Raw genomic sequence first — 16483 nt, forward strand, 5'->3', positions numbered from 1 at the left:
GTGCAAGCCATTCGTGTTTTAGATCAAAGCGAACAGCCTTTTTAAACTTTGTTCTCTTTTCTTCTTTCCTTTTTTTACGCTACTTTCGCATTTAATTATTTTAATTGATGACAACTCAACCCCTATTATCTATTCGAAATTTATGCATCGGTTTATTTCTTTTCTCCTTTGTTGCTCCTTCTTTTTCACAAGAGAATCACACTGTTTTTGTCAATCTTGGGGGACAAGGAATTGAGACTTCCTACAAATACAGACTCACCTATGATTTACATGCAGAAGCTTTTCTAGGATTAGGTCCGGGTTATAGTCTAAAGGAGAAAAGGGGATATAACTTTGAATATGACTTTATTCCTTTTGCAAAAGCCAATTTAAAATGGCATTTCATCAATGAAGAGGATAGAAAATACTACCTTGCTACTCAAACCAAATACTCCTTTGGAAAAACTACTGATACAAGTTTTAATAGAATTCTAATTACAGAAGGACATATAGGAAATGAACAGTACATCACAAAACGACTCTTGTACAACATACACGTAGGGGGTGGATACATTCAAGATTTCGATGTTGATCGAGGGGAATTCTTGTTGACTTTTGGGGTAACACTTAAATACGCTATTTTAAAAATTAAATAAGAAAGATGGAGGTGACAAGTCTCCTCTTTTTACAATCAAAAAAAGGAATGTGTTTCGTAAACGCATTCCTTTTTTGATTGTAAGAGAGGCACCAAAAGATTGATAAAAGGACTCCGCTCTAATTTCCCTTCTCTTCTTTCTTCTCTCCAATAAAAAAGCCAACTTTTCAGTTGGCTTTTTTATTAATATCCGAATAAATCTTCTAATGTCAATTCTTTGATGGTTCCGAACTTTTGAACGGCTTCCCAATCTAAGTTTTCTTTCTTCCCTAAAAGACCCACATTAAATGTTTTTCCTTTTACATGTTGATTGAAGAAGTTAACTAAATCAGCCATTTTCATTTCTTGTGTTTGTTTGAAAATGTCTTTGTTGATATCATAGTTAATTCCTCTTTCTTGTAAACTTAACCAGTAGTAGAAAATCTGTGCTTTTGTATAACGTTGTGTGGCAATGTTTTTCAACGCCGAATTTTTAGCATTCTCAAATTGATTTTGCGCTTGTGGCATATCATTCATCAAATCCATCATCGCATCAACGGCTTGTGGCAATTTGTTTGCTTGTGTTCCTACATAGGCCATTACATAGTTGTACTTATCTAATTTTCCTGCATTCGCATAGTATGCGTAAGCAGAATAAGCTAATGATTTAGACTCTCTAATTTCTTGGAAAACAACTGACGCCATTCCGCCACCAAAGTAACTGTTAAATACACTTGATGTCGCTAAGAAATCTTTGTTGAATTTCTCTTCTCTTCCGCGGTATGAAATCTCTGCTTGTACCATATCATAAGGAGCAAAGTAAACCGTTCCGTCTGTTGCAGGTTCAGCGTACTCTTTTTTCACTGGAGTCACTTTGCCTTTTCCTAGATTGTGATTGGCTACAATGGCTTTTTTAACAGCAGCTAAATCATTTCCGTAATAGAATACTTCTTGGTTATAATCAAAGAACTTGTGTAATAAACCCACTAATTCTGTTGGTTTGATTCCTTGTAAATCCGTTTCGCTTAAGATGTCTTTAAATCTACTCAATTGATTTCCTGAAACAATGTAGCTGTTTAAAGCACGTTGAATTCCACCTTTGCTTGATTTAGCATCAAAACGAGATTTCAAGATTTGATCTACTAAATTGTCATAAGACTCTTGATCTGCTTTTGCATCAGTCAATAAGTGCTCTAACAATTTGATTCCAGCTGGGATATTTTCTTTTAATCCAGAAATCGTGATATAGGATTTATCAGTACCCGTGTTTAATGAATACTCTACCCCTAACTTATAAAACTCCTTGCGGATATCAGCTGGAGAATATGTATTGGTTCCGATATAATCTAAATAACTTAAAGCTAAGCTCAATTTTTTATCGTGATCGGATCCTACTGGTGTGATATACGTAACTGTAGCTAAGTCATTGGTTGTATTTTCAATGCTGTATAAAGTCGTTTTAATTTTACCGATCTTTTCTTTTTTCAACGCTTTATTGAAATCTACGAATTCAGGTTGAATATCTTTGACTGCTACTTGATTCAACGCTTTATAAAACTCAGATTCGCTATCTCTATTTAAGTCGATTGGCGTAATTCCGGGGTTTTCAACGCGAACTAAATCTTTATTTTCTCCTTGACGTTTGTAAACAATCGCATAGTTATCGCTGTAATTTTCATTAGCAAAACGGATAATATCTGCTTTGGTGATTTTTTCCATACGGTCAATTTCACTCACTGCTTCTTCCCATGTTCTACCTTGAATAAACGCTTGATACATTTCAGAGGCCATGGCATCGTTATCTTCTAGCGCTTGCATTGAATTTTTTCTCAACTCATTGATTACTGCTTGTAGCAACCATTCGTCAAATTCTCCTTTTTTAATTTTTTCGATTTGCTCTAACATAATGTCTCTCACTTCTTCCAGTGTTTGACCTTCGTTTGGCATACCCGTTAGTTGGTGAACCGAATAATCTTTCATAATCATCGGTGAACTTCCAGCATATAATGTACGTTGTTTTTGGTTGATGTCTAAATCAATCAAACCTGCTTGACCGTTACTCAAAAGCATATCGATCATCGTCACATACAACGCATCTTGTGTTTTTGCGCCACCTAAACGGTATCCCATTTCTACGCGCTCTGCTTGTGGGCTAAAAACTTCTGCCGATTTAATCCCTTTGATTGGTTGTTCAACCGCGACATATTCTTTCGGCTGAACTCCTTTCTTCATTAAGCCGAAGTACTTATTAACCAATTGAATAGTTTCGTCAAATTGGATATCTCCCACTAATACAACAGCAATATTATTTGGCACATAATATTGATCAAAATAGTTGTGAATAGCAATCATTGAAGGGTTCTTCAAGTGCTCTGACGTACCAATTGTCGTTTGTGTACCGTAATGTGAAGTTGGAAACAACAACGCCATCATTTTTTCATGAGACGCCCAGAAATCGTTGTCTTGTCCACGGTTAAACTCTTCGTAAACCGCTTCTAGTTCTGTGTGAAATAAACGCAACACCAATTGTGAAAAACGCTCTTGTTCAATGATTAAGAACTTCTCTAATTCATTAGAAGGAATGGCGTTTTTATAAACCGTTTCATCAAACCAAGTATGCGCATTCGTGCCTGTTGCACCGATAGAAGCCACTGATTTATCGTATTCATTTGCTACGGCATATTGTGATGCTACCTTAGAAACCTCATCTATTTTTTTGTAAATAGCTTTTTTCTTTTCTAGGTCAGTTTCATTCTTATGTTGTTCGTATAAATCTGAAATCTGCTTGATTAATGCTTGTTCAGCTCCCCAGTTAACGGTTCCCAATTTTGAGGTTCCCTTAAAGAGCATATGTTCTAAATAGTGTGCTAATCCTGTACTGTCTTCTGGATCATTATTAGATCCTGTGCGAACAGGAATATACGTTTGGATTCTTGGCTCGTCATGGTTTTGTGCTAAATAAACCTTTAATCCGTTATTTAAGGTATAAACTCTTGCTTTTGCTGGATCATTCTCTACATATTCATATGTAAATCCATTGGCATCTGTCTTTGTAAGTGTCTTATATTGAGCGTGCATTACACTACTCATCGAAAATATAAAACCAAACAATAAGTATGTTTTTTTCATAAATAGTAATTTGTCAGCCCAAAGCTAAACATAATTCTCTTTTGTCTCACAAAAATAACGTATGCTTAAAAAAGAAAACGTCTCTAGTTATTCACTAAAGACGTTTTCTTTTTATTCTTGTTCAATTGCTTCTTGAATGGGGGTTCCGATGTTGCCATTCGGGAATTCAATTTTCAGGATTTGCGCAATTGTTGGTGCAATATCAGTCATATGCGTTTGACGGGTAGTTTTACCTGGTTTCACTCCCCAGCCTAAGAATACAGCTGGGATATGGGCATCATACGAATTCCAACTTCCATGGGTTGTTCCTTTTCCATCTTTAGCTCCACTAAACCACTGGGGTTCTAAGATAATTTGGATTGCCCCACTGCGTTTGTAATTGTACCCATTGATGATGCGTTCACGCAACATTTGAGGTACAGCTGATTCTGCCGCTTCATTCATATCCACTACAAAAGCTACTCCCTCTACTTTTTTTAGTACTTTAATCGTCGTAGAAATAAGATCATCTTCATCCAAGTCATTCGTTTCAATTGCGTCATAATTGAAGTGAACCTGATAGTTTGACAAGCTTCGCACAAGGTCTGCCACCCCAAATTTCATGGCTAGTTTCTCATTTAAATCTTTGCGGATTACCTTGGTATCAAAGTACCCGGCATTTCCTTTTTGATCAGCAAAAAACTTGGGATTATGTGCTGCTCCGTGATCCGCACTCAAAAACAGGGTGTAGTTCCCTTTTCCAACTGTTTGATCTAAATACGTTAAAAAGTCAGCGATATCGCGATCTAAACGCAAATACGTATCTTCGATTTCGATTGAATTAATTGCAAATTGGTGTCCAACATAATCCGTTGAAGATAAACTCACCGCAAGAAAATCCGTTACATTCAATGGGTTATTCCCCAATTGTTCACTTTCAATGGCGCGTTTAGCAAAATCAAGCGTTATCGTATTACCTTGTGGAATACTCTTTATCAACTCATATCCATTCTCTTTTTTTAGCTTTACTAAATCACGTGGAAATGTCGGTTTCTTCTCTCCCTTGAATGTTTCTTCGTATGCATTATCATCTGCTGTACTTAATGTATACGTATCCATTGGGTATAGGGTATTCCATCCTTGTTTATAGTAAGTATCTACTATTTTCTCTTTATTGAATCCCTTTACCCATTTTGGTAAATCCTTCATATAATACGTACTCGTAATCCAATCACCTGTTTTTCCATCCAACCAATACGCAGCATTGGCAAAATGGCCTGCCGGTAAAATCCCTCCCCTATCTTTAATTGCGATTCCGATTACTTTCGACTGAAAGTTCGTTGCCAATTTCAATTGATCGGTGATTGTAGATACCAGCAAGTTCTTTGGTGATTGTTGTCCTACTTTTCCTTCTCCACCAACACCTTGTACACTATCATCTTGTGTACAATACATGTTTTGACCTGTGGCTTGGATGATAAAATCATTTCCCGCAATACCGTGTATCGCAGGTACACTTCCGGTATAAATCGTGCTATGTCCGATAGCCGTATAGGTTGGCACATAATCAATTAGCGTGTTTTCACTAGAAAACCCTTCGTTTAACAAGCGTTTAAATCCATCTTCACTATATCGATCTGCATAACGATATAAATAATCCCAGCGCATTTGATCAACTACAAGACCTACCACTAATTTTGGTTTTTCTAATTTTTCACTCGCTAGAAGCGCAAATGAAAACAAGCAGCACAGGGCTGTAATTACCGTTGACTTACTATTCATTTTTTCTTTTATTTGGGTGTTATTTAAGTATTTATAAGGTTTAACAAAGCTATTAAAGACATTCAACATAGAAAACATCTTACATCATAAAGTTTGTTAGCATATTCAACTACCTAAAAAAATCATTTTGACAAATAAAGGCTTTTTGACCTAATTTCATATTATCTAAGTATTAAATATCAATAATAGGCCTAATAAATTTAAATTTTCATTCTTTGATGCCTTTGTAATTCCTCCCATACCATTCTCTGAGAATCCCTATCTTTGTGACTTCTCAACCCAATCAATTTCATTCCTTTTATCATGGATATCGAACAAATTCTTACCGCTATATACCCTTTACCTGAGCCTTCTCTTACTGCTTTGAAGGGACTTTGTTGTGAATTGCATTTACCCAAAGGGCATATTATCTTGCAAGCGGATCGAATAGAGCACCATATTTACTTCATTAAACAAGGGGTTGTTCGTGCTTTTTCTACTCATGATGAAGGAGAAATTACATTTTGGTTTGGCGAAGAAGGCAGTACAATTTTATCGATGAAAAACTATGTAGAGAAACAGAAAAGCTATGAAAACATAGAGCTTCTAGTCGATTGTAAATTGTATCAAGTCAACGTGAATGAATTGAGTCAGCATTATTTAACCGATATTCACATTGCCAACTTTGGTCGAAAATTAGCTGAAAAAGAATTAATGCGAGTAGAAAAAAGAATTATATCTAGAAGCTTACTCTCCGCCACAGAACGATACAAAGAACTGATAACCAACTATCCAACAATTATACAACGCGTTCCCTTAAAACACATTGCTTCTTATTTAGGCATTACGCAAGTTAGCTTGAGTCGCATTCGAAAAGATGTATACTAATACGCCGCGTTAAACTTTAGCCTATTGCACAAAAGAGCCTAAATCTTTCGCTATCTTTCGCCTTCATATAACTACACGACATGAATAAAATTAAAGTTGTTGCATTCGATGCAGATGATACACTTTGGATAAATGAACCTTTTTTCAAAGAGGCGGAACAACAATTCTGTATTTTGATGGAAGATTATTTAACTCATCAAAGTATTTCTCAAATTCTATTTAAAACGCAAGTAGATAATTTACCCCTCTATGGTTATGGAATCAAGGGGTTTACACTTTCCATGATTGAAGCAGCTGAACTTATTTCAAAAGGGACTTACAATACAAAAATCATAGATAAAGTTGTCAAAATAGGAAAAGAATTATTGACCAAACCCGTTGAATTACTTGATGATGTGGAAGATGTATTAAAAGAACTTCAAGCGAAATACCGCTTGGTTGTAGCTACTAAAGGGGATTTGAAAGATCAACATCGCAAATTACACAAATCGGGATTGGGCGCTTATTTCCACCATATTGAAGTAATGACTGATAAAGAACAAATCGATTACGAAAAATTACTCAAGCGATTAGATATCCAACCCGAGGAATTCATTATGATTGGCAATTCACTGCGTTCGGATGTATTACCTGTATTAGAATTAGGAGGTCATGCCGTACATGTCCCTTTTCATACGACCTGGTTACACGAGCATATCGATCACCCCATTGTACATGATAATTTCAAATCCATCAAGAAGTTGTCAGAAATTAAAGATTTATTGTGATTTTACACTAAAAACATAAAAATAGACAAACTATGAAAACCCGATTTTTTATTTTAGCACTTATGCTAACTTCAGGATTCCTTTTAACGAGCTGTAAAGAACAAGTTAAAGAACCTACAGCCGCAATTCCTACTGAAACGAATATAGATACAGCAGAGGTAAAAGAAGAAGTGATCAACCTTACTTTTGCTTCGGAAGGATATACTACAAAAGAAGAAGGATCCGACTGGGTAAAAGTTGACATTAAAAGTTCATCACCTGATCAAGTTACTATTTTAGTTACCTCTAGAGAAGATATTAAAAAACCAACTTGTTCATTAGAAACAATAGCAACAAAGTTAAACGACAACACGTATCAAGCGGTATTACAAGAGGTTCAAGTAAACTTTGTTCTTGGAGCAGGTCAATTAACCATTGATACAGTTAATGAAAGCGATAGAGGAGTTTTCTCCTACTACTGTTCTGGAGGAGGTTCTTTACTGGGGTCGTATACGGAAATAAAATAATTTTTTGCTGCAATTAGCGCAACAACTTTACAGCAAAAAAAATAGAAAAAGGAAACCTCAACGGTTTCCTTTTTCTATTTCATAAGCAATTTTATTCTTCCTTAAAAACGGTATCCTACATAAACACCGATATTCTGATTATAGATTTTCAGGTCATTGGCACCTGTATTTTCTTCTACTCCAAAAGTATTGGCATTGTCAAAAATAGAAGCAAATCCTCGTGTATATTGCGCCCCTAGAATTAGCCCGAATTTAAACTGGTACTCTATCCCCGCTGTAATTCCGTAATCCATCTTTTGTAGGTATTTACTGTCTTCTTGGTCATCTGCTGTAGAACCAAAAATCCCGTGATCTTTATACGTATTGCCCTCTTCATCTACGGAAGTAATCGAAGAATACAACAACATATTGATGTAGGGTCCTGCGTAAATTTGCAATCCTCCAACTTTAAATGTTGGACTAATCGGATTTAAACGCAAACTGTGCATTTCTAAAGTTGCATGAAATAGATGATCATCTAATTCGCGTTTAAAATCCGCCCCGTAATTTTGGTAATACAGTTCGTGTTTCAATCCAAAATAGGTTCCTATACTATTATCAACGCTTACTCCAACAAAAAAGTTATTGCGTTTATCTACTTTGCCATCCCAAGCTAAATCACGTACATCATCTCCTTTTACTGTGGATTGCAGCCAACCTGCTTTTACACTAAACGAAGTTCTTCCTTTTAAATCTTCACTGAAGTCTTGTGCTTTCATCGAAAGCCCCGTTAATACGAGTAAACTAAATATAATGTGTTTCATACTTCACTTCTTAAAAATCAATATCCCAAATTCCAACCGCTTTCTCTAATTCCACCAACGATTCTGCATACCCAAATAACGTCTCTGCATAGGCTTGCTGTGTTTCGTTATACGTACGTTGAGCATCCAATACTTCTAATAAACTACTCGCCCCACGTTGATAGCTGTACTTAATCCCTTCATAAACCTGCTTTGCCTCGTCCAACATTCCATTTTCAAAACGTTGAATTTGCTTCTGCTTAGTTAAATAATTGCGGTACGCTTGTGTGATCTCTTTCTCCAGTTCCAATTCTACCATATCGTATTCCAACTCTGCTTGACGCTCTTCATACAAAGCTGTTTTCAGTCCCGCATCACGTCGATTTGAGAATTTTAAAGGAACGGAAATTCCCGCTTTTACCACGGTATTTCCAGGTGTTGGTGCTACTGCATTTTTGACAAAGGAATTGTTTTCCACGCCAAGATTCAGACCTAAATCAACGACGCGCTCTGCTCTCGCTAATGCCACTTGACGTCCTGCAACGACCTTATTTTGTTGAGCCACCAAAAAATCTGCTCGATTATTCTGTGCCGTTACAATCAAATCCTCTAAAGCAAATAGGCGAACAAACTGGCTAAAATCACCCACAGGCAAATAAACCGAATCAATTCTTTTTGCACTGATGATATTGCGCACTTCCATCAAGCTATTTTCCCACGTATCATCGGCATCTTGTAAATCATTCAACATTGATTTTGCCTCCAACTTACTTTGAATCGCATCAACTTTGCTAATTTGTCCTAATGAATAGCGAATACTATCCGACTGTGCCACTTGTCGCATAGATTCATAGGAATCTTTTTGGATGTCATACAACATCTTGTTTTGCATGGCCTCAAGAAAGGCAACCGTTGACTCTGCACGAAGCGTGTGAAAAAACGCTTGTAATTCAAGCTCTGCCAATACCTTTTGATCGTGTGCTAAGTTTTTTCTCGATTTTCGCTTTCCTCCTAGTTCTAAATCCCAAGATAATTCTGCCTCAAATCCATACCCCATCTGCATGCGGTTTTGCTGGTTATCCGCCCATCCAAAACTCAATTCAGGGTCTGGAAAGGCTTTGGCGGCTTGTACTTCTGCCTCTGCGATATTGATGTTGTATTTCTCTGCTGCATAGCTCAAGTTGTTTTCTATCATTTTGGATAGAAACGCTTTATAGGTCAGTGTGCTTTTAGTTGTGGATTGCTCCGTATGCCCATTTTGAGCATACACAGCACCACCACAAACTACAAACATCAAACTTATACTGATATATTTTTTAAACATATTCATCTCCATGTTAGTTTTCTTCTGTTTCTTCTACTTTCACAAAGTCACTGTCTTTTCCCCATTTTCGTTCCACTAAATAGTATAACGCTGGTAATACGAAAAGGGTTAAAATAGTAGCGAATAACAATCCATAAACGATTACTGTGGCTAAAGGTCGTTGAACATCCGAACCGATTCCCGTTGCCATAGATGCTGGAAATAATCCCAAAATCGCCACGGTCGCCGTCATTAATACGGGTCTGAATCGCTGTTCAGCTCCTAGTAAGACAGACTCTAATAAAGCATGACCTTTTTTCCTCAAATCGTTAATATGTGAAATCATAATCACTCCATTCTGAATGGCAACGCCAAATAAGGCAATAAATCCAACAGCAGAGGACACGTTTAATGACATACCTCTTACATTCAAGGCTAACATCCCTCCAAAAAGAGCTAAAGGCACGACCACCATCAACAACCCTGCTTGTCTGAATTGACCAAATGCGCCATACAATAAAACAAACATCAAACACAACGTCAGTGGAACAATAATCGCTAAACGGTTATAGGCTCGGTGTTGATTTTCAAACTGTCCTCCCCATTCGATGTGAAACTTATTGTGATCATACGTGATATTCTCCTCGATTTTTTGTTGTGCCTCTTTCAATAAAGACCCTAAATCACGATTACGAACGTTTAGCTTCACCGTTAAGTGACGTCTATTCATCTCACGCGTAATGGTGCTCTCTCCGGTGCTGGTTTTTACATCCGCTACTTGTGAGAGCGGAATCTTTGCTCCTGTGCTTGAAGTCAACATTAGGTTGGCAATCTTTTCGGGTGTATTTCTACTTTCCTCTGTATAGCGAGCACTGATATCGTACACCTTATTTCCAATAAAGATTTGAGAAATGGCTTTTCCTCCAATGGCAACTTCAATTAATTCGGCTACATCTGATACATTTAGTCCATATTGTGCAATTTTATCTCGATTGGCGTGAATCTGTAATTGCGGTAGTGGTGGTTCTTGGTCAATCGCCAAATCTACTGCTCCATCTACTGTTTTTAATGTACCTAAAACTTCATTGGCAATACGTCTAGTTTCGTGAAAATCCTCTCCATATACTTTCACTACCAATTCACTATGCGCGCCAGAAATTTTATCCATTACCCCATCAATCATCGGCTGAGCAAATCCAACCGTAAACCCTGGTAGTGATTCATATTCTGCCGCCAATTCCTCAATTAGATCATTCTTTGTTTTTCCTCTTGGCCATTCTTTATACGGTTTAATACCGATAGAACACTCAAAGTGAGAAGGTGTAAAGGGATCCGTACCATCGTCATTTCTTCCTGCTTGCACCATTACATAAGTCACTTCCTCATATTTCATCGTTCGCGCACGCAAGGTATCGCTCATCTCTTTGGATTTCTCTAATGAAATTCCCGGTGGTAAGGTCACTTGCAACCAAATAGATCCTTCGTCTAATGGAGGTAAAAAGTCTTTCCCTACTTTGGCCGTTAGTCCAATGGTAATCGCCAAAATAATCACAATCGGCAAGAACACTTGTTTCGGTTTCTTCATAATCTTTTCAATGCGATTATGATACAAAGCCGTTAGTTTTTCCAACCATTTGTTGTGGTATATTTTTCTCGGTTTTTTATACACTGCATAAGCCAATCCTGGAATTAAGAACAAGGCAACTAAAAGAGCACCTAACAAAGCAAATCCAACCGTAAAAGCCATAGGCGTAAATAGTTTCTTTTCTACGCGCTCAAAAGCAAAAAGTGGTAAATACGCCGTGATAATAATAACCGTAGCAAAAAACACAGGCTTAGCCACCTCTTTGGTACGTTGGGCAATCGATTTTTCTTTTAGTTCTTCCTTCGGATTATCCTCTCGCTTCTTGAGGATGGATTCCATCATTACAATGGCTCCATCGACAATAATTCCAAAGTCAATGGCTCCTAAAGACAATAAATTCGCTGGAATATCCGTGAAATGCATTAAAATAAACGCAAATAATAGAGAAACTGGAATGGTAATGGCTACAAGTAAAGCACCTCTCCAACTGCCTAAGAAAACGATCAAAACGATGATAACCAAGCTAATTCCTTCAATCAACGTCGTTGATACGGTATGCAAAGTAGTATCTACTAGTTCGGTACGATCCAAAAACGTATGAATCTTTACGCCTTCTGGCAGTAATTCGTTGTTTAATTCATCCACATAATGGTGGATCTTATCTAGTACTACTGATGGATTTTCTCCTTTTAGCAATAATACAATCCCCTCAATGCTATCGGAATAGTTGCGTTCTTTATCTGAGTAACCTAAAACTCCTTTTCGTTCAACATTACCATATTTTAAACGGCCTAAGTCCTTCAAGAAGATTGGAATTCCATTTTCTGCTTTTACAACGATCTTCCCTAAATCTTCCAGGTCTTTCACTAATCCAATTCCACGTACTACATAACCTAAATCTCCGCGTGTTAAAACACTCCCTCCAGAATTGACGTTATTTTCTTCGATGGTTTCAGTGACATCACTTAGAGATAAATCGTATTGTTCTAATTTATGCGGATCTAATTCAATTTGAAATTGCGTGGTAATTCCTCCAAAATTCGTTACCTCCGCAACACCAGAAACTTGGTTTAGTTTCGGGATGATAATGAAGTTTTGAATATCGGTTAACTCGCGTAAACTATAGCCATCCCCTTCAATAATGTATCGGTATACTTCTCCAATAGGAGAGGTTAACGGATCGAGTTCGGGAACCGCTTCATAAGGCAGTTCTACTGCATTTAGACGTTCCTGAATGCGCTGACGGGCGAAATAATCATCCACACCATCCTCAAAAACAAGGGTAATCATGGATAGTCCGAATGTACTGTTACTGCGCATTACGTGCATCCCTGGCATTCCATTTAGGGCGCGCTCAATAGGAATGGTAATTTGTAGTTCTATTTCTTCTGCAGCCAAACCAGGTACTTGTGTCACTACTTGGGATGTCGTATCCGCAATATCAGGATAGGCTTCTATGGATAATTGTTTCCATGAATAATAACCAAAGATACACAGTAAGCCAAACAAAGCAGCAACAAGCCATCTTTTGTGTATAGCCGTATCTATTATATTTTTTTTCATCTTTTTTGCTGTTTTATAGGATTACTACAGTTGAGGTAAATAAATTCCCCCCTCACTTACTACTTTGTCTCCTTTTTCTATTCCAGATAAAATCACCGTCTGATTTCCAGAAACTCCTCCGATTACCACATTTTTACGGATGTACTCATTGGGTGCGACTTCTACATATACAAAAGAGTTATCTTCTCCTTGTAGAACAGCTCTTGATGGTACTAAGATTACTTTTTCAGGCTGATCGATAAAACGTACATTCACATACATCCCCGGTTTTAGGATGCGCTTGTCATTATTTGCTTCAATAAGCACATCAATACTTCTGGTTTCTTCATCTACAATTTCATTCACGTGATAAATCGTTCCTACAATCGGCTCATCTGGGTAAGCAGATAGTTCAATTTGAACTTTATTTAATTTCGTTAAGTGTTGAATGTCTTTCTCTTTGACCTTTCCCACTATCCAAATCTTGTTCAAGGCTGCAATTTTCACCACAGGATCCGCATCGTCATTGATATATTGACCCAATACAATATTATTTTCCAATACCTCTCCATCGATGGGTGAACGCACGATCAAAGGCTGACCTAACACCAAGGAAGTGGGTTGTACGTTGTATATTTTAATGGCTGCAGTAGCATTGTCAAAAGCCGCTTTGGCGATGGAATTTTCCGTTTCTGCTTCTTCATACTCTTGTCGAACACCAACGCCATTGGCCAATAAGTCGGCCTGTCTTTTTAAATTTAATGTCGCTTGTTTGTATTCTTGTTTAGAATCGAAGTAGTCCTTTTGCGCTTCGAAGTAATCTGGTGAAGAAACTTCGAATAACGGTTGATTTATGCTTACTTTTTGCCCTAACTTAATAAATGATTTGATGATTCTCCCAGAAAAAGGAGATGCAATTTCCGCATAATGGTTCGGAATTGCTTTTACTAAACCTGCAGTTACTAAATCAAAAGTGAAATCTTCTTCTTCCACTGGTGTAACTTTAATTCTGCTTTTGAGGTTTGAATTTTCTGTTAAGGAAATCACTTGATTATTCACTTGATATTGTGCGATATCACTGCTTTGTTCCTTTTTATCAGAGCAAAAACTCAATAAGATACTCAAGCCTAAAACTCCCGCTATTTGTACTTTTTTTGCCATTATGATTGGTTTAAATTTTAACTTTATAATATTCTCTTAAATTACGAAATTTTACGTTATATTTTTAACTATTTAAATAAACCATCCCGTTTATTTAACAATAAAAAATATAATCCGTTACCCATAAGGAGTTAAATCACAGCGAAAACGCCACTTTTTCATGATTACTATTTTATAAAAGAGTTAGTACTAGGTTTACTGTAAATCGAAGATATAAGCAGCCAATCCAAAATAAATGAGCAACCCAATGATATTGACGATGGTTCGAATTGCAGGGCTTGCTACTACAGCGGGATCAGCACCCATTTTCTTTACAAGGAGTGGCAATGCAGCGCCTATAACAGTTGAGAAAACAACTTGTAAGAACAAAGCCACGGCAATTACACCGCCAATAGTCCATAGAGAAAAAGTTGCTGGAGTATCCGTTTCCCAACTCAACCACACCACTTTACCAAAGGCGAGTAAACCCAAACACAAGGCCAACAGCAAGGCGATTCTCGTTTCTTTCCACAGCACACGCATCCATGATTTAACCGTTATTTGTCCCAAAGCCATGGCTCGTACTACTACGGTTGCCGATTGAGTACCTGCATTTCCTCCTGCATCTGCGACCATCGGCATATAGAGTGCTAAGATGACCATCTGCGCCAATGCCCCTTCGAAATTGTGAATAATTAAACCCGAAATTAAACCAACAACAGCAAGGGTAACCAACCAAAATACTCGTTTTTTAAAGTGATCGAAGATTGAAGATGCAGCATAATCAGCATCCTCACTGCTTCCCATCACCCCCATAAACTTCTGCATGTCTTCGGTGTGTTCTGCTTGGATAATATCTAATGCATCATCATGCGTCACAATACCGACCAATTGTTTTTTTCGATTGAGGATAGGCAAAGCAACCAATTCGTATTTATCTATTTTGGCTGCGATTTGCTCATTGTCTTCATCTACATAACCAAAAACAAAATCGCGGTGTAATTCTTCCTCCACCAGTTGGTGTGGTTCAGCGATAATCAAATCCTTTAATGTAATAAATCCCCATAACGTTTGATCTTCATTAACCACATAGATATAATAAATGGTCTTCTTTGACGGCGCATCTTGCCTCACTTTGTGAATCGCTTCAAAGCAAGTCATATCTTTAGAAACCGTAGCAAAATCAGTGCTCATAATACCTCCCGCCGTATCTTCAGGATAAGAACTCAAAGCCAGTACATTCTCTCGAATCGATTTGCTCAAAAATGGAAGTAAATCAATTTGTTCCTGTTGGGTTAAAATTTGAAACAAATCGGCACGATCTTCAGAGGGCATTTGTTCAAATAGTCTTGCAAATCGCTTCATACTCAACTGTTGAAAAATCGATAGTTGCTTCACCAAGGGAAAAGCAGCAAAAATTTCAGCTTGATGTTCTAAAGGAAACTCGCGTAAAATGACAAACAATTCTTTCGTATCCATTAACGACAGTGCCTCACTTACATCGATAATTGGCATTTTCTTTAATACAGGAAGCATCTTCATCATCTGATCCAATCCTTGGAAATCTGCTGCAATTTTGCGCAAACTACTGCGTTCATACTTCATTGTTCTCATGGCCATTCATTTTTAAAGATTAATACGTAGTTAACTCCCATGATACCTCAGACACCCCAAATTCCAACGAAACTTTCTGGGTAATCTGCTCTAAAATATCATCTTTACGTCCGATGCAGTAAACCTCAAACTTAAGGTAGGAAAAAGCGGGATTGCCATTATCCGAACTTTTTAACGAACGCATTTGCAATTCTTTTTGTGCTTTGAGGTGTTTGAGCACCATGATGCGGATGTCGTTTTCGACCGCTTCTTTACATCCTACTATAATTTCATAATGTACTTCTGCAGAATCGCCTTCTGTTTCAAAAGACAACTTATTCATTAGGGTTCCGATAGGGCGCAATACTAAATGCGCACATACAATTAAGAGGGTCATCACAATAGCCTCTTGCCATAGTCCTACTCCACACATGGAGCCAACTGAAGCTGAACACCAAATAGTCGCTGCTGTATTCAAACCGCGGATGCTAAATCCATCCTTCATAATCACACCGGCTCCTAGGAAACCTATTCCACTTACAACATAAGAAGCCACACGCCCCACAGCAGTCCCCCCAATTTGATACGACATCAATACAAATCCAGCTGCACCAATACAAACCAAGGTATTGGTTCTCAATCCAGCACTTTTTTGTCTTACCTGACGTTCAGCACCAATCAACGCTCCTAAAATAAAAGCAAGTAATAATCTTAAAATAAATACTGTAATTGCCATAACTTCATTTTTTAAATCCCACTCCATGTAAACAAACTTCGTTATGAACAATTGGCAGGACAGTTAACATTCTTTTCTGCGAAAGGATTCTGTGTCCATCATTTATTTTTTTGATGGGACAAAAGTAGGGGTTACACCTCATGGAGGCTATTAGAAAGC

At 37.5% G+C, this 16483-nt stretch carries 12 protein-coding genes; 4 read left to right on the forward strand and 8 right to left on the reverse strand.

Annotated features, from left to right (window positions below; all coding sequences use genetic code 11):
- Positions 1-107 precede the first annotated feature (107 nt).
- A complete protein-coding gene (locus tag FBR08_RS05375) occupies positions 108-635 on the forward strand; it encodes a hypothetical protein (RefSeq protein ID WP_158961775.1) in 528 nt (175 codons plus the stop codon).
- A 182-nt stretch (positions 636-817) separates the two neighbouring features.
- On the opposite strand, the gene FBR08_RS05380 is transcribed toward FBR08_RS05375, so the two are convergent.
- Positions 818-3742, reverse strand: coding sequence for a M16 family metallopeptidase (locus tag FBR08_RS05380; protein ID WP_158961776.1), 2925 nt, complete (start codon positions 3740-3742; stop codon positions 818-820).
- 111 nt (positions 3743-3853) lie between these two features.
- On the reverse strand, positions 3854-5503 hold the full coding sequence (gene pafA, locus FBR08_RS05385; protein WP_158961777.1) for an alkaline phosphatase PafA: 1650 nt from the start codon (positions 5501-5503) through the stop codon (positions 3854-3856).
- A gap of 303 nt (positions 5504-5806) precedes the next feature.
- On the opposite strand from pafA, the gene FBR08_RS05390 reads away from it, so the two are divergent.
- The 3 genes from FBR08_RS05390 to FBR08_RS05400 all read left to right on the forward strand — a co-directional run bounded on the left by FBR08_RS05390 (position 5807) and on the right by FBR08_RS05400 (position 7643).
- A complete protein-coding gene (locus FBR08_RS05390) occupies positions 5807-6370 on the forward strand; it encodes a Crp/Fnr family transcriptional regulator (protein ID WP_158961778.1) in 564 nt (187 codons plus the stop codon).
- Positions 6371-6450: 80 nt separating this feature from the next.
- Positions 6451-7137, forward strand: coding sequence for an HAD family hydrolase (locus tag FBR08_RS05395; protein WP_158961779.1), 687 nt, complete (start codon positions 6451-6453; stop codon positions 7135-7137).
- Between the two features lie 32 nt (positions 7138-7169).
- Positions 7170-7643, forward strand: a complete 474-nt coding sequence (locus tag FBR08_RS05400; protein ID WP_158961780.1) for a hypothetical protein — start codon at positions 7170-7172, stop codon at positions 7641-7643.
- A 101-nt stretch (positions 7644-7744) separates the two neighbouring features.
- Here the strand turns inward: FBR08_RS05400 and FBR08_RS05405 are convergent, their stop codons facing one another.
- The 6 genes from FBR08_RS05405 to FBR08_RS05430 form a co-directional block, all read right to left on the reverse strand.
- Positions 7745-8446: a porin family protein gene (locus FBR08_RS05405; protein WP_158961781.1), complete on the reverse strand. Its 702-nt coding sequence runs from the start codon at positions 8444-8446 to the stop codon at positions 7745-7747.
- Positions 8447-8456: 10 nt separating this feature from the next.
- On the reverse strand, positions 8457-9755 hold the full coding sequence (locus FBR08_RS05410; RefSeq protein WP_199268634.1) for a TolC family protein: 1299 nt from the start codon (positions 9753-9755) through the stop codon (positions 8457-8459).
- A gap of 7 nt (positions 9756-9762) precedes the next feature.
- Complete coding sequence (locus tag FBR08_RS05415) at positions 9763-12876, reverse strand: efflux RND transporter permease subunit (RefSeq protein WP_158961782.1); 3114 nt, start codon at positions 12874-12876, stop codon at positions 9763-9765.
- 24 nt (positions 12877-12900) lie between these two features.
- Positions 12901-14016 carry an efflux RND transporter periplasmic adaptor subunit gene (locus FBR08_RS05420; RefSeq protein WP_158961783.1) on the reverse strand — a complete coding sequence of 372 codons (1116 nt, stop codon included), beginning with the start codon at positions 14014-14016 and terminating at the stop codon, positions 12901-12903.
- 195 nt (positions 14017-14211) lie between these two features.
- Positions 14212-15609 carry a magnesium transporter gene (gene mgtE, locus FBR08_RS05425; protein ID WP_158961784.1) on the reverse strand — a complete coding sequence of 466 codons (1398 nt, stop codon included), beginning with the start codon at positions 15607-15609 and terminating at the stop codon, positions 14212-14214.
- Positions 15610-15628: 19 nt separating this feature from the next.
- On the reverse strand, positions 15629-16324 hold the full coding sequence (locus FBR08_RS05430; RefSeq protein ID WP_158961785.1) for an MgtC/SapB family protein: 696 nt from the start codon (positions 16322-16324) through the stop codon (positions 15629-15631).
- Positions 16325-16483: the final 159 nt, after the last annotated feature.

Source organism: Myroides fluvii, assembly GCF_009792295.1.
Lineage (GTDB): Bacteria > Bacteroidota > Bacteroidia > Flavobacteriales > Flavobacteriaceae > Flavobacterium > Flavobacterium fluvii_A.